The organism is Sandaracinus amylolyticus (assembly GCF_000737325.1).
Taxonomy (GTDB): Bacteria; Myxococcota_A; Polyangia; order Polyangiales; family Sandaracinaceae; genus Sandaracinus; species Sandaracinus amylolyticus.
The window spans coordinates 1,456,821-1,479,407 of the sequence record NZ_CP011125.1 but is presented as its reverse complement, the minus strand read 5'-3'; the positions used below and the strand labels follow the sequence as shown (position 1 = coordinate 1,479,407).

The 22,587-nt window shown below is 72.3% G+C and carries 16 protein-coding genes; 13 read left to right on the top strand and 3 right to left on the bottom strand.

The genetic code is table 11. From position 1 onward, the window contains the following. Nucleotides 1-114: 114 nt before the first annotated feature. The 10 genes from DB32_RS06160 (at nt 115) to DB32_RS06115 (ending at nt 14,604) form a co-directional block, all read left to right on the top strand. Nucleotides 115-2,160: a DUF1588 domain-containing protein gene (locus DB32_RS06160; protein WP_053231484.1), complete on the top strand. Its 2,046-nt coding sequence runs from the start codon at nt 115-117 to the stop codon at nt 2,158-2,160. Then, a complete protein-coding gene (locus tag DB32_RS06155) occupies nt 2,160-3,416 on the top strand; it encodes a DUF1552 domain-containing protein (RefSeq protein WP_083457183.1) in 1,257 nt (418 codons plus the stop codon). Before DB32_RS06160 ends, DB32_RS06155 begins: the two co-directional genes overlap by 1 nt. Then, entirely contained in the window at nt 3,416-4,651 is a 1,236-nt protein-coding gene (locus DB32_RS06150) for a YncE family protein (protein ID WP_053231482.1), read from the top strand. Before DB32_RS06155 ends, DB32_RS06150 begins: the two co-directional genes overlap by 1 nt. Nucleotides 4,652-4,672: 21 nt before the next feature. Continuing rightward, complete coding sequence (locus DB32_RS06145; RefSeq protein WP_053231481.1) at nt 4,673-6,298, top strand: phosphatase PAP2 family protein; 1,626 nt, start codon at nt 4,673-4,675, stop codon at nt 6,296-6,298. A 61-nt stretch (nt 6,299-6,359) separates the two neighbouring features. After that, nucleotides 6,360-8,639, top strand: coding sequence for a hypothetical protein (locus tag DB32_RS06140; protein ID WP_053231480.1), 2,280 nt, complete (start codon nt 6,360-6,362; stop codon nt 8,637-8,639). 31 nt (nt 8,640-8,670) lie between these two features. Beyond that, complete coding sequence (locus tag DB32_RS06135) at nt 8,671-9,606, top strand: hypothetical protein (protein WP_053231479.1); 936 nt, start codon at nt 8,671-8,673, stop codon at nt 9,604-9,606. Between the two features lie 28 nt (nt 9,607-9,634). Continuing rightward, nucleotides 9,635-10,609 carry an AAA family ATPase gene (locus DB32_RS06130; RefSeq protein WP_053231478.1) on the top strand — a complete coding sequence of 325 codons (975 nt, stop codon included), beginning with the start codon at nt 9,635-9,637 and terminating at the stop codon, nt 10,607-10,609. Between the two features lie 13 nt (nt 10,610-10,622). Continuing rightward, nucleotides 10,623-12,383: a DUF58 domain-containing protein gene (locus DB32_RS06125; RefSeq protein WP_053231477.1), complete on the top strand. Its 1,761-nt coding sequence runs from the start codon at nt 10,623-10,625 to the stop codon at nt 12,381-12,383. Further along, a complete protein-coding gene (locus DB32_RS06120) occupies nt 12,380-13,699 on the top strand; it encodes a hypothetical protein (RefSeq protein ID WP_053231476.1) in 1,320 nt (439 codons plus the stop codon). The genes DB32_RS06125 and DB32_RS06120 overlap by 4 nt, the downstream gene beginning before the upstream one ends. Before the next feature lie 140 nt (nt 13,700-13,839). After that, a complete protein-coding gene (locus DB32_RS06115) occupies nt 13,840-14,604 on the top strand; it encodes a hypothetical protein (RefSeq protein WP_053231475.1) in 765 nt (254 codons plus the stop codon). A gap of 6 nt (nt 14,605-14,610) precedes the next feature. On the opposite strand, the gene DB32_RS06110 is transcribed toward DB32_RS06115, so the two are convergent. Beyond that, entirely contained in the window at nt 14,611-14,973 is a 363-nt protein-coding gene (locus DB32_RS06110) for a Spx/MgsR family RNA polymerase-binding regulatory protein (protein ID WP_053231474.1), read from the bottom strand. 114 nt (nt 14,974-15,087) lie between these two features. Continuing rightward, a complete protein-coding gene (gene ltrA, locus DB32_RS06105; protein WP_205627029.1) occupies nt 15,088-16,536 on the bottom strand; it encodes a group II intron reverse transcriptase/maturase in 1,449 nt (482 codons plus the stop codon). A gap of 555 nt (nt 16,537-17,091) precedes the next feature. Between ltrA and DB32_RS06100 the strand changes: the two genes are divergently transcribed. After that, nucleotides 17,092-17,907: a TrmH family RNA methyltransferase gene (locus DB32_RS06100; protein ID WP_053231473.1), complete on the top strand. Its 816-nt coding sequence runs from the start codon at nt 17,092-17,094 to the stop codon at nt 17,905-17,907. Between the two features lie 51 nt (nt 17,908-17,958). Here DB32_RS06100 and DB32_RS06095 read toward each other — a convergent pair whose 3' ends face one another. Beyond that, entirely contained in the window at nt 17,959-20,106 is a 2,148-nt protein-coding gene (locus DB32_RS06095; RefSeq protein WP_053231472.1) for an RCC1 domain-containing protein, read from the bottom strand. Between the two features lie 355 nt (nt 20,107-20,461). On the opposite strand from DB32_RS06095, the gene DB32_RS06090 reads away from it, so the two are divergent. Together DB32_RS06090 and DB32_RS06085 are read left to right on the top strand one after the other, a co-directional pair. Further along, nucleotides 20,462-21,934 (top strand): flavin-containing monooxygenase, encoded by a 1,473-nt coding sequence (locus tag DB32_RS06090; protein WP_240481166.1) that lies wholly within the window; start codon nt 20,462-20,464, stop codon nt 21,932-21,934. Between the two features lie 49 nt (nt 21,935-21,983). Continuing rightward, nucleotides 21,984-22,532, top strand: coding sequence for an RNA polymerase sigma factor (locus DB32_RS06085; protein WP_053231471.1), 549 nt, complete (start codon nt 21,984-21,986; stop codon nt 22,530-22,532). Nucleotides 22,533-22,587: the final 55 nt, after the last annotated feature.

Genomic DNA, 22,587 nt, shown 5'->3' with positions numbered 1-22,587 from the left:
CGCGCGAGTGTCGGATCCCGCCGACATGGCGGCCCGACCCCGCCACGCGACGCCTGAATCACCGGCGAATTCGCGCATTTCGCGGCGGTACACGCGCTGCACTGCGCACCGCGCATGACGCCGCGTGCTCTCTCGCTCCTCGCGCTCCTGCTCGCGCTCGGCGCGTGCCGAGGCGGTCTGCTCGACGGCCCAGCAGGGCCCAGCGGCCACGGCCCCCGCCAGCCGACCCATCCGACCGATCCGACGGATCCCGGCCATGCTGCGGTCGCGTCGGTGCGGCGGCTCTCGGTGCACGAGCTGCGCAGCTCGATCGCGACCGTGTTCGGCGTGGAGACCGACGCGCTCGATCGCGTGCCGCCCGATCGGCGCGACTTCGTGTTCGATCGCATCGCGCAGTCGCAGACCGCCAGCGCGGTGCACGTCGAGGCGTTCGGCGCGCTCGGTCGCGCGATCGCGGAGTCGATGATCGAGAACGGCGCGCTCTCGTCGCGCGTTCCGGCGTGCTCCGCCGAGATCCTCCCGCCCGCTGCCGCGAGCGCGACCACGCGCTACCCCGGCGGCGGCATGGCGCTCTCGCCGACGTGGGCCGTGCACACCGAGACGAGCGGTCGCGTCTACCTGCAGTACCCCGAGGAGGCCGTGATCACGGTGAGCCACGCGTTCCCGAGCGCGGGGCGATATCGCTTGACCGCCGAGCTCGAGCCGCGGGTCGCGGTCGACATCGTGGTGAGCGTCGACGGGCGCGCGATCACCACGTGGTCGATCGGTCCCTCGTCGCCGGCGCAGACCGTCGAGCTCGAGCACCCGGGCGGCACCGCGATCCTCGAGCTGCGCGTCACGGGTCTCGTGTCGGGCGTGATGTACGTCGACGGCGCGAGCGTCGAGGGCCCGCTCGATCCCGGCGCGGCGCGCACCACCGAGCGACGCGCGTGCGCCGAGGCGTTCGTCGACACGATCGCGCCGCTCGCGTGGCGCCGCCCGCTGCGCGCCGAGGATCGCGCGCGCCTGCTCGCGCTCTACGACGGAGCGGGATCGTTCCGCGACGGCTTCCGGATGATCGTCGAAGCGATCATCGAGAGCCCGCGCCACCTCTATCTCGTCGAGATCGGCGAGCCGGTGCCCGATCGCGAGGGGCACCACGCGCTCGACGACTGGGAGCTCGCGTCGCGCCTCTCGTACCTCGCGTGCGAGTCGCCGCCCGACGCGATGCTGCGCGCCGATGCCGCGCGCGGTGCGCTTCGCGATCCCGAGGTGCTCGCGTCGCATGCGACGAGGCTCTTCGGATCCGCGTGCGCGGAGGCGACGGTGGTGCGCTTCTTCGAGCAGTGGCTCGGGCTCGATCGACTGCCCGAGGTGAACCGCGATCCCACGCTCTTCCCCGAGTGGAACGACGATCTGCGGCGCGCGCTGCGCGAGGACGCGTCGCGCTTCGTCGTCGAGATGGTGTTCCGGGAGCGCGCGGGGCTCGACGCGCTCTACACCGCGCGGCGCGCGTGGCCGAGCGCGCAGGTCGCCGCGATCTACGGCATCGAGAGCGCCGACGACGGCGCCGAGGTCGCGCTGCCCGAGACGCGCGCCGGGATGCTCACGCTGCCCGCGCTGATGGCGGTGCACGCGAAGCCCTCCGAGACGTCGCCGGTGCACCGCGGCGTGTTCGTGGTCGAGCGCCTGCTGTGCCAGCACCTGCCCCCGCCGCCCGCCGAGCTCGACATCGTGCCGCCGGTGTTCGATCCGACCGCGACCACGCGCGAGCGCTGGTCGCGCCACTCGAGCGACGCGAGCTGCTCGTACTGCCATCGCCTGATCGATCCCGTCGGCTTCGCGATGGAGGACTTCGACGCGATCGGCCGCCACCGCACCACCGAAGCGGGCAGGCCGATCGACGCGCGCGGCGGGCTGCCCGCGCTGTCGGTCGAGGACGGGTCGATCGAGGGCACGCGCGCGCTCGCGGAGGCGATCGCCTCGTCGGATCTCGCGGCCGAGTGCTTCGCGCGACAGTGGACGCGCTTCGGGCTCGGTCGCCTCGAGGAGGACGGCGACGCGGAGACGATCACCGCGGTGCGCGAGGCGCTGCGCACGAGCGCGATCGACGCGATGGTCGCGCTGACGCGCACCTACGCGTTCACGCACCGCGTCGAGCCGATCACGGAGGGCGAGTGATGAGGAGAATGGGACGGCGCGTCTTCGCCACGGGTGTCGCGGGCGCCGCGATCAGCCTCCCGATGCTACCGAGCCTGCTCACGCGCGCGCAGCCGACGACCTCGCCGCTGCGCTTCGTGTGCATCTACACGCCCAACGGGCAGCACCCCGACCAGTGGCTCCCGACGGGCGGCGAGCGCGACTTCGTGCTCTCGCCGGTGCTCGCGCCGCTCGCGCCGTTCCGCGATCGACTGCTCGTGATGCACGGCGCGCAGGGCTCGCACAACCACCAGCACGGCCACGCGGAGTGCCTCACCGGCGCGCCCGGCGCGCCCGACAGCTTCGTGCCCACCGGTCCGAGCCTCGATCAGCTGCTCGCCGCGCGCTCGTCGCGCGAGACCGCGATCCCCTCGCTCGAGCTCGCGGCAGGCACCGACAGCAACGCCGCGAGCGTGATCAGCTACGCGCCCGGCGCGCTCCCGGTGCCACCCGTCGTCGATCCGCGCCACGCGTTCGATCGTCTCTTCCTCGTCGCGAACGGAGATCCCGCGGTGCTCGAGCGCCTGCGCGCCCAGCGACGCAGCGTGCTCGACGGCGTGATCGGCGAGTTCACCGCGCTCGAGGCGTCGCTCTCGCCGGCGGAGCGACGCGTGCTCGACGCGCACCTCACCGCGCTGCGCGAGCAGGAGCGTCGCCTCGCCGAGCCCGTGATGGTCGACGCGTGCGAGCTCCCGCCGGGGCCGGGCGCGCCGAGCGGCGGCACGTTCGCGATGAACGACGCGGTGCGCCACCACGCCGACACGATCGCGGCCGCGTTCGCGTGCGATCTCACGCGCGTCGCGACGCTGATGGTCGGCCCGTCGGGGAGCATCCGGCGCTACGCGTGGGCCGGAGTCGACGAGGACTTCCACGAGATCGCCCACGGCAACGCGGTGAACGCGTACGACAAGCTGCTCGCGATCAACCGCTGGCACGGCGAGATGGTCGCGCATCTCTGCGCGCGGCTCGATGCGATCCCCGAGGGCGACGGCACGGTGCTCGATCACACGATCGTGTTCTGGACGAACGAGCTCGGCCTCCAGCCGTTCGGTCACGCGCGCAGCTCGGTGCCGCTCGTCGTCGCGGGCGGAACGAACGTGCTGCGCACCGGGCGCCTCCTCGATCTCGGCGGCGCGCACTACCACGACGTGCTGCTCACGCTCGCGCGGGTGCTCGGCCTGGAGCTCGACACGTTCGGCACCCAGGGCCGCACCCCGATCACGACGGTGGTGGCCTGATGCGCGCGTGGCTCGTGATCGCGCTGCTCGCCGGATGTGCCGAGCCGGTCGTGCCCGACGAGCCGGCCGACGCATCTGCGCCGCCGCGCGATGCGGGCATCGTCGCGCTCGATGCACGCACGCCGGAGCCCGACGCTGCGGTCGAGCCCGAGCCGAGCGTGCGTGTCGTCTTCCCGCCGTCGGGCGCGACCTCCGCCGAGCGCATCACGATCCGCGGGACCGCACGGAACGTCGAGCACGTGCGCGTCGCCGGCGTCGACGCGCAGAGCGACGACGGGTTCGCGACGTGGCACGCCGAGGTCCCGCTCGCGCTCGGCGCGCAGACGATCACCGTCGAGGCCGGCCACGCCCACGCCGAGATCGAGCTCGAGCGCGCCGCGTCCGACGACGACGTCGCGCGCGGCGACGGCCCGCGGAATCTGCGCATCTTCGGGCTCGCGATGAGCGACGACGCGCGCACCGCGTACGTCTGCGACGACATCGACGACGGCGTGATCACGATCGACGTCGCGACCGGCGCGCGCGTGCTCGCGACCGGCGGCGAGTCGGGCGCGACCATCGGCTACGAGCTGGTGCAGCCGACCGCGATCGCGCTCGATCCCCCGCGTCAGCGCGCGCTGCTCGCCGACGACGGAGCGCTGATCGGCGCGGATCTCGCGTCGCGCGAGCAGCGCATCGTCTCGCCCGCGCACGGCGATCTCGCAGCGATCGTCCACGACGGCGATCGCGTGATCGCGCTGGACGCCGAGCACGACGCGATCGTCGCGATCGATCTCGCGACCGGCGCGCGCACCACGCTGACCGACGAGACGAGCGGCACCGGCCCCTCGATGCGCGTCGCGTTCCGCATGGACGTCGATCGCACGGCGCGCCGCGCGTACGCGACGCTGCAGTATCGGAACGACGTGCTCGAGATCGATCTCGCGACCGGCGCGCGCCGCGTGCTCTCGGGCTCCGGCGCGCCGATGACCGAGCCCGTCGCGCTCGCGGTCGCGCCCGATCGCGGCGAGCTCTTCGTGTGGACGAGCGAGCGCACGATCGTCGCCGTCGATCTCGCGAGCGGCACCCGCCGCGCGCTCGGCGGATCGGGGTTCACGCTGGAGCGAATTCAAGCGCTGGTGATGCGCGAGGGTGTGCTCTGGGCGTACGAGCGCGGTGCCAACGCATTGCTCGCGATCGACCCCGAGACCGGCGATCGCGTGGTGCTCTCGCGCGGCGACGCGCAGCCGTACTGAGCCTGATATCGTCGCGCCCGCATGGATCGCGACCGCTTCGGCTCGTCGCTCGTCGAGCTCGGCGAGCGGCTCGCAGGCTTCGGCGTGTCGATGCTGACGATCCTCGTCTGCTACGGCGCCTCGAAGATCGGCACGCTCGCGCCGTATCGGCTGCTGCCGCTCACCGCGCTCGATCTCGCGATCCCGTACTGGCCGTGGACCGTGTGGATCTACGGCACCGCGACGTGGGCGGTCTTCCTCGCGTGGGCGATCGTCCCGAGCCGCCTCGAGGCGCGCCGGCTCTGGGCCTCGATCGCGATCGCGTCGATCACGTGCGCCGTGATCTTCATGGTCTTCCCGACCACCTATCCGCGCGCGCTCTACCCCACGCCCGACGACGGAAGCCTCACCGCGCTCGAGCTCGCGGATCTGCGCGACGCCGACACCGCCGCGAACTGCGTCCCCTCGCTGCACGTCGCGCTCGCCGCGCTGATGGCGCTCTCCGGCACCTCGTTCCCGTTCGCGCGCGCCGGAGCGCGACGCGCGCTCGTCGTGCTCTGCGTGACGTGGGCCACGCTCGTCGCGCTCGCGACGCTCACCGTCAAGCAGCACTACGTCGTCGACGTGCCGAGCGGCGCGCTCGTCGGCGCGCTCGCGTGGTGGAGCGCGCGTCGCTTGCTCCACGAGCGTCGCGCACCGTTCTGGGCGCGCTACGGGCGCCCGCTCGCGCTCCTCGACGACGCCGATCGCGACGCGGTCGCGAAGCTGCGCCGCAACGTCGAAGCGCACCAGTGGTCGCTCGACGAGATCGCGTGGCCCGAGCGCCCGCGGCGCCCGATCTCGCCGCTCATGGAGCGCCTGCTCAACGAGGTCGTCTACATCGAGGAGATCGCGCGCCTCAACTTCGAGCTGCTGCGCGACGGCAGCGCCGACGACGATCTGCGCGCGCTCTACGGTCACTTCGCCGACGAGGAGCGCCGGCACGCCGAAGCGCTCCGTCGCGTGATCGCCGCGCACGGCGGCCGCATCCTGCCGCCCGGGCTCGGCAACGCGCTCGTGCTCTCGCAGTTCGATCGGCTCGATCCGCGCAGCGACGCAGACGTCGCGCTCGTCGCGCTCTCGACTCCGGTGTTCGAGACGTTCCTCGATGCCGGCACGATCCCCTTCCTGCGCCACCACCCCGAGGTGAAGGGCGCGCTCCTCGACGCGCTCGAGCAACGCATCTCGCGCGACGAGCACGCGCACCTCGCGCTCAACTGGATCGTGAGCCGCCACCTCGCGCGCACCTCGAGCCCGCGCCGCGCGCTGCGCTGGATCGCGAATCCGATGATCCATCGCGGCATCCTCGCGGTGCCGTTCATGTCGCTCGACGTGTACGCGCTCGCGTATCGGCTCGGCTTCGACTTCCGCTCGCTGCTGCCCGCGTTCGGCCGCCTCTGGCGCCTCCACCATCGATTCCCCGAGCTCGCGTCGTTCCCGCTGTGGTGGCTGTTCCGGCTGTTCGTCGCGTGCGGCGTCGTCGCCACCACGACCGTGCTCGCGCTCCATCGCGCGAACCTCGTCATGGGCGCGCTCTGGACGACGTTCTCGCGCGTCACGCGCGCGCTCGCGATCGCGCTCTTCGGCCGCGACCTCCTCGCGCGCCGCACGTTGCCCCCCGCGCGCTGACGGAATTCGCGCGCGCTGCCAACTACCAGGTGACGCTTCTCTTCTCGTCGCCAGGTGACCCGTGCGCTCGAACCTCGTGCTCGCCGTCGCGTCCGTCCTGCTCTGTCCGGGATGCTGGCTCTTCCACGAGCGCCCGGGCGACACACCGATCGCCGACGCGGGCCCGCGCGACGCGGCGCGGCCACCGCTCCTCGATGCCGCTCCGGCGCCCGCGGACGCCGGCACCGACGCGGCCACGGCGTGCGTCGATCCCGATCCGTGCGTGCGCGCGATCCCGGCCGGCTCGGGCTGCGTCCTCGCGCCCGAGCCCGACGGAACGCCGTGCGACGACGGCCTCGCGTGCACGGTCGACGATCAGTGCGTCGCGCGCGTGTGCACCGGCGATCCGATCCCCGAGCCCCACGACGTGCTCGCGCTCGCGTCGACGTTCGGCTCGTTGCGCGCGGTCGCGGCACCGATGGGCGAGGGCCGCGTGCTCTTCGGCGATCCGCTGCGGCGCGCGAGCGCGCTCACGCTCGTCGACGCACGCGCCGGGCTCGCGCGGCGCGACCGCTACGTGCTCGACCAGCTCCGCTTCTACGACGGCACCGGCGCGCTCGTGGCGCGGGTCGGGGCCCGTACGGTCGCGTGGGTCGACGTGCTCGGCCGGACGCTGCGCATCGTCGAGCGGACGGTGGACGATCACCTCGTGGTGCACGCGCCCTTCGATCTCGGCGCGGCCTCGAGCCAGCCGCGGCGGATCGTGGCGGCGGGCGACGACCTGTGGCTCTGCGCAGGACGCACGCTGCGCCGCATCGGCATCGCCGATCCCGATGCGCCCGAGGATCGCGGCTTCATGGTGCTCGACGGCACCTGCGAGGGCCTCGCCGCGCGCGTCGGTCGCGTGTTCGCGAGCACCGAGAACGGCTCGTTCGTGGTCGACGTGCCCGCCGACCCGACGCGGCCGCCGGTGCTCGGCCCGCGGCTCGGTCGTCGCTCGTCGATCCTCGACGCCGCCGACGGCCGCGTGCTGCTCGCAGGGCGCGCCGGCACGACGATCTACCGCGACACCGATCTCGCGCAGCTCGCGCACCTCGACGGGCTCACCGCCGGCGCGGTGCTCGTCGATCGCGGCGTCGTGCTCGCACGTCCCGCGATCGGCGCGAGCGGCGGCGGCGCGCTCGATCTCGAGCTCTACTCGCTCGGCGCGGGCGGGCTCGTCCTGCTCGATCGCGAGCGCATCTTCGACGTGACGTATCGCTTCGAGCCCGAGCGCGACGCGCTCGCGACCGACGGCACGATCGTGGTCGACGGCTGGACGCGCCGCGTCTTCGCCGTCGAGGGCGACGCGCTCGTCGAGCGCCACGACGCGCAGCACGGCGAGATCCACTCGATGCACGTCGACGGCGACGAGATCTCCACGCGCTCGCGCTACGGCGCGGCTCGCTTCCAGATCGTCTCGGGCGCGATCGTCCCGCGCGCAGGCCGCGCCCACGGCGCTCCCCGGCTCACGCTCGAGGTGCGCGAGGACGGCGCGATGGAGCTCTCGCGGCACGTCGAGCCCAGCACGTTCGACGACCTCTCGTCGTACGTGTCCGAGCTCTCGATCCCCGAGGTGATCGCGGTGCGGCGCTTCGACGACGCACAGCGCGCGATCACGGTCCGCGAGGTCACGCTGCCCGGCGGCCCGAGCGTGTCGCGGTTCCTCGGGGGCGATCTGGTGCGCGGACGGATCACCGATCGCGCCTCGGGTCGCGCGCGCTTCGAGGTGCACCGCGGCGCCGATCTCGCGACGGGCAACGCCGCGCCCGAGGCCTCGATCCAAGCGGGCCCCATCCGCGGTCTGCCCGGCATCGATCTCGACCATCGCGTGCACCTCGCGTTCGACGTCGATCCGGCGTTCGATCGCATCGTCGCCGCGGTCGCGGGCTACGAGCGCGTGCCCGGCGCGGTCGTCGGCGCGCTGATGGAGATCGCGCTGCCGAGCGGCGCGGTCGTCGCGCAGGGACCGCTCGACGTCGCGCCGAGCAGCGTCGCCGCGCACGGTGATCGCGTGGCCGTGTGCGACGCGTTCTCGACGCTCGTCACGTTCGTGCGCGACGGCGACACGATGCGCGAGATCGCGCGCGTGCCCCTCGAGCACGAGTGCGGCGGGCTCTTCGCGTTCGACGGCGCGCTGCTGCACGTCGCGACCGCGCAGGGCGTGGAGGTGCGCACGTTCGCCGCGCCGTCGACGGTCGTCACGACGTACCTCCTCGACGACACGGTCAGCGATCACGCGTGGGTCGAGGACGGCCTCCTCGTCTCGACCCGCACCGGGCTCGCGCTGCTCGAGCCCGCGTGCGGCGCGAGCGCGCCCTGACGCGCGCTCGACCGGGTTATCCTCGCGCCCGGTGAGCGGGACCGGGGGCGACGACGCGTTCGAGGCGCTGAGCGACTGCGCGGCGTGCCGCGTCGAGTCGTCGGTCGTCGAGCTCATCGCGGCGCGCGGCGGCGCCGGCGTGGTGCTCGAGAGCAAGTGCCGCCTCTGTCTGCGCGAGCAGCGCGAGGGCGCGCTGGTGTTCGCGGGCGAGCGCTTCGCGGGCGACGAGGCCGCCGCACGCGCAGCGCTCGCACGATGGGCGCGCAGCGAAGGGGACGACGACGTCGAGCGGTTCGTGCAGGCCCACTTCGCGGTGGTCGGTCCGGGCGTCGACGCCGTCGGTGCCATCGCGGCGCGCCTCGCGCGCGGCGAGCCGGTCGAGACGAGCTTCGACGCGATCGCCTGGCTCTTCCCCGGCGTCGGCGCGATCGGCGGCGGCGGCGCACCGCCTGCGCGCCCCGAAGACGACGACGCGCGGGCCACGACACCGTTCGTCCGCCCCGCCCCGCAGGAGAGCGCACCACCGGTCCGACGCAGCGTTCCGCCGATCATCCCGACGACCCACGAGTCGATCCCGCTGCACAAGCAGCCGCTGCGCGTCTCGGCGCGCGCGCTCTGCGCGGTGATGCTCGCGGATGGACAGGCGAGCCCCGCGGATCGCGCGTTCCTCGACGCGACGCTGCGCGCGTGGGGGCACCCGCCGCTGCGCGACGACGACCTCGCGGTGTGGCGCCCGCACGATCTCGGCTGGCCTCACGATCCGCGAGCGGTGGTGGACGCGATGGCGCGACTCGCGTTCGTCGACGGCGAGCGCGACACCACGGAGTGGCGCGTCGCGCGCGAGTTCGCGCGTGCGTGGGGCGTCCCGCTCGAGGTGCTCGAGGCGCTCGGCCTCGAGCTCGAGCGCGAGCACGAGCGCGGCCTGCGCCGCGTCGTCTCCTCGCTCACGCGGCTATTCGTGAGATGAATCATCAGCGCATGGAGCCATTCACCGCATGAATCCTCGTCCCGCCGCCGTCTACGCGCCCGATGCCGAGCGCGCCGCGCGCGTCGCCGCATTCCGAGAGCAGTTCGAGGGCGTCGTCACCAACGTCGCGCGCATCATCAAGGGCAAGGACGAGGTCATCCGGAAGGTCCTCCTCGCGATGACCGCCAAGGGCCACGTCCTCCTCAAGGACGTGCCCGGCACCGGCAAGACGATGCTCGCGCGCGCGCTCGCGGCGTCGATCGACTGCCGGTTCCGCCGCATCCAGTTCACGCCCGATCTCCTGCCGATGGACATCACGGGCACGAACGTCTTCAACCTGCGCAGCAAGAGCTTCGAGTTCCAGCCCGGCCCCGTCTTCACGAACCTGCTGCTCGCCGACGAGCTCAACCGCGCGACGCCGAAGACGCAGTCCGCGCTGCTCGAGGTGATGGCGGAGGGCACGGTCACGGTGGAGGGCACGACGCACCGCATGGAGCCGCCGTTCCTCGCGATCGCGACGATGAACCCGCTCGATCACGAGGGCACCTACGCGCTGCCCGCCGCGCAGATGGATCGCTTCACGATGCAGCTCTCGATGGGCTTCCCGCCGCCGGACGCCGAGGTCGAGATGCTCGACGTCCATCTCGCCGACGATCCGCCCGTCGAGCACCTGCGCCCGGTCGTGCACCGCGAGGACTTCCTCGCGTGGCAGGCGACGGTGCCGCGCATCTTCATCGCCGAGCAGGGCAAGAAGTACCTGGTGGAGCTCGCGAACGCGATCCGCGCCGACGCGCGCGCGCTCTCACCGCCGTCACCGCGCGCCGTGCTCATGCTCGCGCGCACCTCGCAGGCCCACGCGATGAGCCAGGGCCGCGACTACGTCACGCCGCAGGACGTGCAGGCGATCGCGGCGGACGTCCTCGCGCACCGCATGGTCGTCAGCGGCAGCGACGTCGCGCACGGCTTCGTGCACGAGATGCTCGCGAAGGTGCCGGTGCCGTGATGCTCGAGGCGCGATGAGCGCAGCTCGCACCCATCCGCTGATCTCGATGGCGACGGTCGCGTTCCACCTCGCGGGGACGTTCGCGCTGCCGATCGTCGTCGGGCTCGTCGCGGCGCTCTTCCTCGAGGTCTCGCAGGTCGCGGAGACCGCGCCCACGCTGCTGCTCTTCACGGTCGTGTTCCTCTTCCCCGTCTTCCTGATGCAGCTCGTCGGCATCGTGCGGAAGACGCGCATCGAGGTCGCGCAGCTGCGCGCGGAGCGTCGCGAGCGCGGCGAGCCCATCGCGCTCGGCTTCGAGCGATGGATGGAGGTGCTCGCGCGCCATGCCGCCGTGATCACGCCGCGCGGATACTCGCTGCTCTTCGCGGGGCTCGTGTTCCTCGTCGCGGCGCTCGGCTTCCAGTGGGGCGATCTCGGGCTCGTCGCGACGATGGGCCTGCTGCTCTTCTACGGCGTCGTCGGCGTGACGTCGTTCCTCTCGGCGTTCCTGGTGCGCGGCTTCGCGCGCGAGGCGGAGCGACGTCGCGCGAACGTGCGGCGCGAGATGTCTCCCGCCGTCGTGCTCTCGGGCGAGCCGGGCGAAGAGCGCTTCCACCTGATCGGCGTGCCGGTCCCGCCGGGCTATCACCTGCTCGTCGAGGACGTGCTGCCCGACGAGCTCGGCACCGAGACGCGCCACGTGATCGGCGCGGGCGTGCGCACGCAGGAGGCGATCGTCTCCGGCAAGCTGCGCCGCAGCCCGCGCGGGCTCTATCGGCTCGGCCCCGCGACGATCGGGTACCAGGACGTGCTCGGCCTAACGCGCGTGTCGGTCGCGGCCGTCGCATCGTGTGAGCTCAAAGTATTGCCGCGCTTCCGGCCGCTCGAGATCGTCGAGCCGCCGCGCAGCAAACACCAGTCGCCCGACGTCGTCGTGCGGCCGCATCGCTTCCCGCAGGAGGACTTCTTCCGCTTCCGCGAGTACGCGCGCGGCGACGACACCCGGCGCATCCACTGGAAGCTCTCGGTGCGCGCGGGGCGGCTCACGCTGCGCATGCCCGAGTCGCGCGAGCAGTCGGTGCGCACCGTGGTGCTGGTGCTCGACGCGTTCCTCCCGGGGCGGGGCACCGGCGACGACGCGGTCGGCCTCGCCGACGTGCTCGACGCGCTCGTCGAGACGTGGGTCTCGCTCGCCGCGGAGCTCGTCGATCGCGGCGACGCGGTGACGCTCGTCGCGGCGGTCGACGACGGTCGTGGTGGGCTGCGCATCGAGAGCGTCTCGGGTCGCGCGCCGCGCACGCGCTGGCAGGATCTCGGCGCGCGCGCGCGCTGGCAGGATCGCTTCGATCTGCCCGCGCTGCTCGAGAGCGTCGGGCCCGCGACCGACGGTGTCGCGGTGTCGGCGCGCTTCGATGCGCCGCCCCCGCTGCCCTTCCAGGGCCAGCGCTTCACGTGGATCTACCGCAAGCCCGAGGAAGCATTGGGCCCGCCCGAGCCCGGCTTCTGGACGGTCTACCTCGGCGGCGCGGGTCTCGGTACGCGCCTGCTCGCGATGATCCGGCTGCCGTTCCCGGTGGGTAGCGACGAGAACACGCTCGGCGCGCGCTGGCGACGTTATCGGTACGAGCGCGCGCGCTACGACGCGCGGCAGCGACTGCGCGCGCGCGTGCGTCGTGGCGCGCAGAGCGTCGTCGCGGCGCTGATCGCGCGCGGTGACGCCGTGTACACGCTCGAGCCGGGACCGGTCGCGCATCGCCTCGTCGGCGTGTCCGCAGGTCGCGGAGGTGTGATGTGAGCACCGCGCGCGAGGCGTGGAGGCGCGACGCGAAGGAGCTCGCGCGGCCCGCGCTGACCTATCTCGCGTGGGTCGTGGTGATGGTCGCGATGTTCGACCTCGTGCTGCTCGTGCTCGAGGGATTCTCGGGCGAGGTCCTCGTCATGCTCGTCGTCCTCAGCGCGTCGACGATCGCGGGCGTGCTGATCGGTCAGGCGCTCGCGATCGCGCGGGTGCGCGGCTCCGCGCTCGGGTGCGCGACGATGCTCTGGTACGCGGGGAGCTGCGTGGTCAGCGGCGCGCTCGCGGCGGGCGGGCCGCTCGGGGGCGTCCTCATCGCGCTGCTCTTCCTGACGCCGATCTTCGTGAGCGGCGGCGCGTGGAGCCTCGCGTCGAGCCGCGCGCTCTTCGCCGCGTGGGTGCCGCTCATCTACGGCACCGGCGCGATGTTCGCGATCCTCGAGCGCGACGATCGCGTGGGCGTCTGGGAGCAAGGCGACAAGTGGGCGATCTGGAACGTCACGACTGCGCTCATCCTGTTCCTCACGATCGCGCTGCTGCTCGTGTACCTCGTGATGCGCGAGCGGCATCGGCTGCATCGGTGGCGCCACGCGCCGCGGGCGCTGCTCGCGGGCACGGTGATCGAGCGCGGGGCCGCGCGGCCGCGGCTCACGGTGATGGGCTGGGTCGCGCTGGTCGTCGCCGGGCTGATGCTGACCGCGGGCACGCTCTTCATCGCGCCCTACCTGTTCCGCACCGCACCGGAAGAGGGCGAGCCGGACGGTGAGTCGCAGTCGCAAGAGCAGACCGAGCAGGAAAGCGAAGAGGAGATCGAGCAGAGCGAAGACGGCGAAGGCGACGCCGCCGCGCAGGCGGAGCGCGCGGCGCGCGCGCTCGCGCAGGCGGTGTGCCCGGCGATGATCGCGCTGCTGCTGATCGCCGCGATGGCCGCGGTCGCGTGGAGGCCGGTGCGACGCCTCGTGATCGTCGAGGTGCTGCGACGACCGCGCTGGCGCGTCGCGCCGACGACGCGCATCCGGATGGGCTGGCGCCTGATCGAGATCGCGCTCGGCGATCTCGGGATCGACGCCGATCCCAGCGTCGACGCGAGCGAGCTCGTGCGACGCCACGAAGCGAAGCTCGGCGCGATCGACGCGGAGCTCCTCGCGCGTCTGCGCGCCGCGGCGGCGCTGCGAGACCGCGTCGCGTACGCGCTCGCGCTCGAGCCCGACGACGTCGAGCGGTTCGTGGGCGACGCCGAGCGCATCTGGGTGATCGCGTCGAACCGCATCGAGCTGAAGAAGGAAGCGCAGAACGCCTTCCGCGACGTCGGCTGATCGCGAGCAGCGTGAATCCCAGGCACGCCGGCACAGCCAGCACACGGTCACGCGTTGCGCGAATTCGCCGTGATTTCCGCGCCCCGATGCATGGCACGGAGCTCGCTCTGGAGCGCTCGCGTCCTTCCAAGGAGCTTGCCGTGTCTTCTTCTCCCGCGCTTCGCTTCTCCTCGCTCGCCCTCCTCGCTGCGCTCGTCGTCGGGTGCAGCTTCGACGAACTCGACGGCGACTGGTCGCGCGGCGAGCGCGGCCGCACGCGCTGGCAGATCGACGACGGGCTCTGCCCCGGATTCGCGGGCGGATGCGCGCTCGACGTGCCGCTCGCAGTCGGAGCGAGGACGCGCATCCACGTCACCGGCGTCGACGGAGACACCGTGTTCGCCGAGGCGGAGGGCAGCGTCCAGCTCGAGCTCTACGACGTGCTCTCGAGCGATCCCGCGGAGCCCTTCTTCGAGATCGCCGCGATGCACGCGGGCACCGGGACGCTGCGCCTGCGCGACCGTGTCACCGGCGACGAGATCGATCGCATCCGCGTCGAGGTGCGCGAAGCGACCGAGCTCGACTGCGGCGCGCTCGCAACCGGCGTCGACGTGATGTGGGACGTGCCGCAGCTCGCGCCGAGCGATCCGATCGAGCTGTTGATGCCCGGCATCGTCAGCTCCGAGCCCGACGCGCAGCTCGTGTGCCGCGCGCGCGACGAGCGCGGCCCGCTGCTCTCGGCCGACGCGATCCGCTGGGAGGTGATCGAGGGCGCCGACGTGATCCGCCTGCGCACCGACGGGCTCTTCTCGTTCCCGCCGGTCGAGGGCGCGCGCATCCGCTACGACGCGCTCGCGCGCGGCGAGGCGCGCATCCGCGTCACGCTCGGCGAGATCTCGCGCGACCTCGGCGTCGTGGTCCGCTGACCGCGCTCAGCGCTTCGGGAAGAGCGCGTCGTACTGCTCTTCCTTGAACCCGACGAGCACCTTGCCGCCGTGCACGAGCACCGGGCGCTTCACGAGCTTGCCGTCCTCCGAGAGCCAGCGCGTGATCGTCGCGTCGTCCGCGGCGTCGATCGTCTCCTTGCCCAGCGTGCGATAGCTCTGCCCGCTCGTGTTGAGCCACTTGCGCACCGGCAGCCCGCTCGCGGCGATCCACTTCCCGAGCTCGGCCTTCGTCGGAGGCTCGTCGACGATCGGGCGCAGCGTGATCGCGACGCCGCGATCCGAGAGCCACTTGAGCGCCTTCTTGCAAGTGCCGCAGCCGGCGTACGAGAGCACGAGCGGGGTCGTCATTGGTAGATCCTTACCTGCTACCGGCCTGCGCCGGCGGTTGGTCAAGACCCCCGTTCAAACCGTGCGTGCGGATTTCCCGCACACGGCTTACGGGCAGTCTCTCGAGTCGCTGCATTACGCGACCTCCTGGAAGAAGGCTCGCTCGGGGTACTGCACGGTCCCTCGCAGGCGATGAAGTCCGAGGCTCCAGAAGTACTCGCGCGTCCACCTGCTCGACTCCCCCGGCTTCAGATGCCGGCCCTTGCGCTCCACGCGCAGGTCCCGCAGCCGACGCCAGACGTAGCTGTCGAGTTGGTTGAATTTCTTGGCGGCATTTCCGGTGCGGAAGTAGTTGCCCCAGCCCCGCAGCACGGGGTTGAGATCGGCGATCACCTCGCGAACATCCGCGTGGCACCGCCTCCTCGGGGTCAGCTCCTTCACGCGCTGTCTCACCCGCTTCGCGCGCGCGGACGGCCAGCGATGCAGGAAATAGAGGCGTCTGCCTTTCTTCTCCCACAGCGCTCCGCTCATGCGTTTGTGCAGGTGATGTCCGAGAAAATCGAAGCCCTGCTTGCCATCGTAGAGCTCGACTCGCCTCGTCTTGTCCGGATGCAGCTCGAGACCGAGGCGCCCGAGGATGACTCGAATGCGCCTCTCTGCCTCTTCGCACTCGCGCTTCGTCTTGCACATCACGACGAAGTCGTCCGCGTAGCGCACCAGCGTCCCGGGCGGGGCGCTCCTGCGCATCCACGTCACGTCGAGCACGTGCAGGTAGATGTTCGAGAGCAGCGGAGAGATGACTCCGCCCTGCGGCGTTCCCGCGATGTTGCGAGTCACGACGCCCCCGTCCATCACGCCCGCTTCGAGCCACTGCCGCACCAGCTTGAGCATCCGCCGATCCGAGATGCGTCGAGCGACGAGCTTCATCAGCTTGTCGTGATCGATGCTCCCGAAGTAGTCGCGGATGTCGGCGTCGAGCACGTGGTGATGCCCCTTCGCGCCGAGCTTCCTCAGCGTCTCCAGCGCACCCAGCGCGCCCCGCTTCGGCCGGAAGCCCCACGAGCACGGAAGAAAGTCCGCCTCGAAGATCGGCTCCAGCACCAGCTTCGCCGCCATCTGGACCACTCGATCCCGGACCGTCGGAATCCCCAGCGGCCGCTTCCTTCCATCTGCCTTCGGAATGTACCGGCGCAGCACCACCTCGGGCCGGTACGTCTTGCTCCGCAGTGCGTCGCCGAGCTCTTCGAGGAAGCGCTCGACTCCGTACTGCTTCACCTCGGCGATCGTCTGGCCATCGACGCCCGCCGCGCCCTTGTTCGCCTCGACTCGCTTCCACGCTTCCCGAAGGACGTCACTCCTCCAGATGTGGTCATAAAGAGCGTGAAAACGTCTTCCAGGTGCTCGCTTGGCCGCGACCCACAGTCGCCTCTGCAGTTGTCGCACTTCTTCGCGCGGCCTACGGCCGCCGGGGTCGTTAGGTCCGGTCCTGCCGGCCATTCCCTCGCGCTTACCTGCTTCCTCGACGTGACTGCCCCAGGGACCCTTCCCTCCCGTCGCGTTGTTCTGCACGACGTTCGTCGACATCGCCGTGGCGATGCCGTGCGGTACTACGATCCCCTCGGACTCCCGCTGCGCGGCGGCCGATTTCGCCTTCGGCTTATACGGCGCGCTTCGCCCCGACGAGGGCTGCGCAGACGGGCCTCTCGTGTTCCGCGCTTCTCCGTGATCGCGTGCTGCGCCCCATACCCCGCCGAGACTCGATGCGCGCTCCGGAACAGACGCTTCGAGCGTGGCCTTCGCCGTGAAATGAGCGGCTCGGCTCTCGGATTGTTCATCTGACGAGGCTGCAGGCTTCACTTCATGTTGCGGCCCGCGATCTTGCTCCCCGCTGCACAGCTCTCGCTGCCTGACGGGCTTTCGACGCCCCGCTCGGGACGACGGGATCTCTCCCGACGCCCGGGGCCTGCTACTCGGCGCTCCGGCGCCTACCGAGGCGGGACTCTCACCCGCAGGAGAAGCGCAGCGCGCAGACGTCGGCCCTACGGCTCGACCTTCGTCTGCGTCACGACGCACCATCGCGCCGACTGTAGCTGCCCATCGCTCGCCAGCACGCGTGATCCGCGGTACCACCGCGCGCCGATGAAGCCGCGCCGTCCTCGCTCGCCCGATCGCCCGCGCCCGCCCGAGCGCCAGGGCCCTCCGCGACCTCCCGCCGCGAGCACGAGCGACGAGATCACGTTCGGCCTGCGCGCCGGCATCGCGGTGATCACGAAGCGGCCCGGCGACGTGCTGCGCGTCGCGTTCGCGCCTGCCGTCCAGGGCGAGCTCGGCGACGTGCTCCGTGGCTCGCCCGCACAGCGCGTCGCGTCGAGCGCGAGCGACGCGGAGCTCGCGCGCTCGTCGGGCTCGACGCACCACGAAGGGCTCGTCGTCGTCGCGAGACCGCGACGCTGGGTGCCGGCGGCCGAGCTCACCGAGCGCCTCGTGCGCGCGAAGGGCGCCGCGGTGGCGCTCGACCGCGTGCGCAATCCCTACAACGTCGGCGCGATCCTGCGCACCGCCGCGTTCTTCGGGATCGACGCGGGGCTCCTCGGCGCGATCGCGCCGCACCCGGCGCTCGCGTCGGATGCGATCCGCGTGGCCGAGGGCGGCGCCGAGCACCTCGCGCTGTCGCGCACGACCGATCTCGCGGCGACGCTCGAGCGGCTGCGCGGCGCGGGCGTGCAGGTCGTGGGCGCCGACGGCGCGGCTCGCACGGGCGCGCTCGGGTTCGCGTTCCGGCGCCCCGCGATCCTCGTGATGGGCCACGAGCGCGAGGGCCTCTCACCGCGCGTGCGCGCGCAGTGCGACGCGATCGTCGCGATCCCCGGCAGCGGCGCGATCGAGTCGCTCAACGTCGCGGTCGCCGCCGGCCTGCTGCTCGGCGAGCTGGTGCGCGATCGCTTCGTGCAGTGACCCATCACGTGCGTCGATGGATCGGCCGCGATCCATCGACACGAGTGATGATCACCACGACATCGGTCGCGGCGTCGCCGACGCGTCCCAGCAGCACACGCCGCCGGTCTGCTGCGCCGCGCAGATCTCGTGGTTCCCGGGCGCGATCGCGATCACGCGATCGATCCACTCGATGCGCCGCGGCACACCCGGCGAGGGCTCGGCGTCGCGGCGGCGCGACGAGGGAGCGCCCCGACGCGACGTCGCGCGACCCCAGCACCACGCGCTTCCGTCGGCGCCCGACACGCAGATCTCCGCGTCGTACGCCGCGATGGTGCGCGCCGCCGGGATGCCCTCGATGCGCACGGCGCGCGCCGACTCGATGCTCTGCGCCGCGCCGAGCTGTCCCTCCGCGCCGCTGCCCCAGCACCACACGCTGCCGTCGGAGAGCAGCGCGCACGCCGCGCCCTGCGCGACCACGAGCGCGCTGACCGCGCTCCCGTCGACGCCCTCGATCGCGTGGGGCGGTGCCGATCCCGTCGCCCCGCCCCAGCACACCACGTGACCGCGATCGACCGCGCACGTCGCGTCGGGGCCGGCGGCGATCGCGCTCGCCGCGCCGAGCCCGCGCACCCGCACCGGCGCCGTGCGCAGCTCGCTGGTTCCGTCGCCGAGCTGCCCGTGCTCGTTCGCGCCCCAGCACCACACCTGACCGCCCTGCGTGCGCGCGCACGCGTGCATGCGCCCCGTCGCGATCGCCTCGACGCGACCGCGCAGCGCGACCTGCATCGGCGTGCTCGAGTTGCTGCGATCGCCGCGGCCGAGCTGCCCGTAGCCGCCCTGCCCCCAGCACCACAGCGACGCGTCGTCGGTGATCGCGCACGAGAAGTGGAGCCCGGTCGCGATCGTCGTGACGGGACGCGGCACACCGGGCGCGCGCGAGCGCACGGGATCGCCCGCCATCGGACCGCCCGTCTGCCCCGACTGGTTGAGCCCCCAGCAGCGCACCGCGCCGTCGCCGAGCCGCACGCAGAAGTGCGCGTACCCCGCGCTCAACGCCTCGACCGGCACGCGATCGGGCCCGTACCCGCAGACCGGCTCGGCCGCGCTCACGCTCGACGGCGTCTCGACGCGCGGGCCCCACGCGAGCGGCGCCCACGATCCGTCGCGCTCCTTGCAGAGCCAACCGGCGTCGGTCGTGCCGGCGCACATCGCGTCGCTGCGCTCGGTGCTCACGAGCGCGCGCACGTTCGTCACCGGCTGCACGCGTGCCTCGCGCGTCCCGGCCTCGAAGCACCAGAGCGCGCCCTCGCGCGTGAGCGCGCAGAGCGTCGCGCCCGCGCTCTCGATCGCGACCGCGTCCGCGATGCCCCGCACGTCGACGACGTCGTAGCGGTAGGTGCCGCTGCGACGACGATCCTCGGCGCCGCGGATCATCCCGCGCACGCGGCCGTCGCGCGTGACCCACCAGAGGTTCTCGCGCGTGAGCGCGACGTCGATCGCGTCGCGGATCGCGCGGTGCTGATAGAAGCCGTCCTCGCGGCGCTCGCCCATGTGGTGGAAGCGCTCCCAGCCCCAGCAGACGATCTCGTGCGCGCGGGTCAGCGCACAGCGCGAGAGGTCGTGCGCGTCGAGCGCGATCACGCCGGCGAGGCCCGGCACCGTCTCGATCGACGAGAGCGGCCGCGACGCGTGCCCATTCCACGCGGTGCCCCAGCACCGCACGGTGCCGTCCTCCACGATCGCGCAGCCGCCGCTCACGCCGAACGACATCGCGCTGGGCGGCGGGATCGCGAGCACGTCTGGTCGTGACCAGCGCGATCCGGAGGCGCCGACCGCGCCCCAGCACGAGACGCGTCCTGCTTCGCCGACGCCGCAGAACGCGCCCTGTCCGCCGTAGAGACGCGTGACCGGATCGAGCCCTTCGACGCGCGTGGGGACCCGATCGCGGTCGCTCGCGTCCCAGCACCACACGCTGCCGTCGTCGAGCAGCGCGCAGCGCTCCGCGTTCTCACCGAGCGCGACCTCGCGCACGCGAGCGACGTCGGGCAGCTCGTGGATCGCGCCCTCGGCCGCGCGCGTGACGCGCACGCTCCCGCCGGTCTCTGGAACGGTCGCGCGCACCGAGATGCGCGTCTCGTCGCGCACCACGCGCTCCTGCGCCGAGCACGCGACGACGGAGAGCACGACGAGCAGCGAGACGATGGATGGTCGGCGCATGACGCGGCGGAGCCTCGCACATTCTCCGCACACGGCTCGCAGCGCGTTCCCATTCGGAGTTTCTGAGGAGAGCAGGAGGTTTAGGAAGACCACGTCGATCGGCGCGCATGTCGACTCACCCCACGCGGCCGCCCTCGACTCGCGTCGCCGTCGCACCCGCCATCGCCGTCGCACCCGCCGTCGCCATCGCCCTCCTCGTCCGAGCACCCCACGCGCATCGAGTCGCCAGCCCCGCCGATCCACGTGGTCTTCCTCCTCCCTCCTGCTCTCCTCGTCGGCCCGGAAATTCCCCTCGACATCTATTGAACCGCATTCAATAGTCTTGTTGGCAGCCCTGACGACAAGGAGGGAACGCGTGGACCAGCAGCGTCACGAGGAGCTCGAGGTCGCGATCGTCGGCAGCGGGTTCAGCGGCATCGCGATGGGCGTGCAGCTCCAGCGCGCGGGCATCGAGCGCTTCCGCATCTTCGAGAAGGCGCACGACGTCGGCGGCACGTGGCGCGAGAACACGTATCCGGGCGCGGCGTGCGACATCCCCTCGCACCTCTACTCGTTCTCGTTCGCGCCGAACGCGCGCTGGACGCGTTCGTACTCGCGACAGCCCGAGATCCTCGAGTACCTCCGCGCGACCGCGCGCGAGCACGGGCTCTATCCGCACATCACGTTCGGCGCCGAGATCGACGACGCGCGCTGGGACACGACCACGGGCACGTGGACCATCCGCGCGAAGAGCGGCGAGACGGTGCGCGCGCGCTCGCTCGTGCTCGGGTGCGGCGGCCTGCACATCCCGCAGTACCCGTCGATCGAAGGGCGCGACTCGTTCGCGGGCCCGAGCTGGCACTCCGCGACGTGGAGGCACGACGTCGATCTGCGCGGCAAGCGCGTCGCGGTGATCGGCACGGGCGCGAGCGCGATCCAGCTCGTCCCGCAGATCGCGAAGGACGTCGCGAGGCTGCACGTCTTCCAGCGCACGCCGCCGTGGATCGTGCCCAAGGCCGATCGCGCGATCCCGCCGCGCGTCCGCGAGCTCTTCGCGCGCTCTCCCGCGCTCATGCGCGCGCATCGCGCCTTGCTCTATTGGCAGCACGAGGCGCGCGCGGTCGGCTTCGTGATGGAGCCGCGCATCATGGAGCTCGCGGCGCTGCTCGCGAAGCGATACCTCGAGCACTGCGTGCCCGACCCCGTGCTGCGCGCGAAGCTCACGCCGAAGTACGTGATGGGCTGCAAGCGCGTGCTGCCCTCGAACGACTACTACCCCGCGCTGCGTCGCTCGAACGTCGAGCTCGTGACCGAGGGCATCGCGTCGATCGAGCCGAACGGTGTCCGCACCAGCGACGGCGCGCTGCGCGAGGTGGACGCGATCGTGTACGGCACCGGCTTCGCGGTCGCGGAGTACCTCTCGCCGATCACGATCGTGGGCAGCGAGGGACAGCGCCTGAACGACGTGTGGCGCGACACGGCGCCCGAGGCGTACCTCGGGATCACGGTGTCGGGCTTCCCCAACCTGTACCTGCTGATGGGCCCGAACACCGGGCTCGGGCACAACTCGATGGTCTTCATGATCGAGTCGCAGGCGCGTTACGCGCGGCAGTGCATCGAGGTGCTGCGCGACAAGCGCCTCCGCGCGCTCGACGTGCGGCCGAGCGTGCAGAGCGCGTTCAACCGCACGCTCGAGGAGAAGCTGCGACACACCGTGTGGTCGGCGGGATGCCAGAGCTGGTATCTCGCGGCGGGCGACGGCAAGAACGCGCTCACGTGGCCGGGGTTCACGTTCGACTACTGGCGCCGCACGAGGCGCGTCGATCTCGGCGACTTCAGCGCGACCTGATCGCCGGCGGAGACTCGACCTCGCGCGCGCCGCGCCCCATGACTGCCGCGTGGATCGCGCCGCCCTCGAGACCCTCGTCGCTTCTCACCGTCAGTTCCTCGCGTTCGTCGAGCGCCGCGTGAGCTCGCGCGCGGTCGCCGAGGAGATCCTCCAGGACGCGTTCGTGCGCGGCATCGAGCGCGGCGGCGCGCTGCGCGAGGACGAGTCGGCGACCGCGTGGTTCTATCGCGTGCTGCGCAACGCGATCGTCGATCACCATCGTCGTCGCGGCACCGAAGCGCGCGCGCTCGAAGCGCTCGCGCGCGAGCTCGACGAGGAGGCGCCCGAGGCCGAGGCGCTGCGCGCGACGGTGTGCGGATGCGTGAGCGAGATCGCGACGACGCTCAAGCCCGAGTACGCGGAGATCCTCCGCGCGGTCGAGGTCGAAGGACGGAGCGTGAAGGACTTCGCGGGCGCGCACGGGATCACGCCGAACAACGCGGCCGTTCGCGTGCACCGCGCGCGCGAGGCGCTCCGCACCCAGGTCGCGCGCGCGTGCGGGACGTGCGCGACGCACGGCTGCTTCGACTGCACGTGCAGCAAGGAAGCGCACGGCTGAGACCCGCTGCACGCAGAGCGCGCGCAGAGGTTTGCCGCTGAGGAGAGCAGGAGAC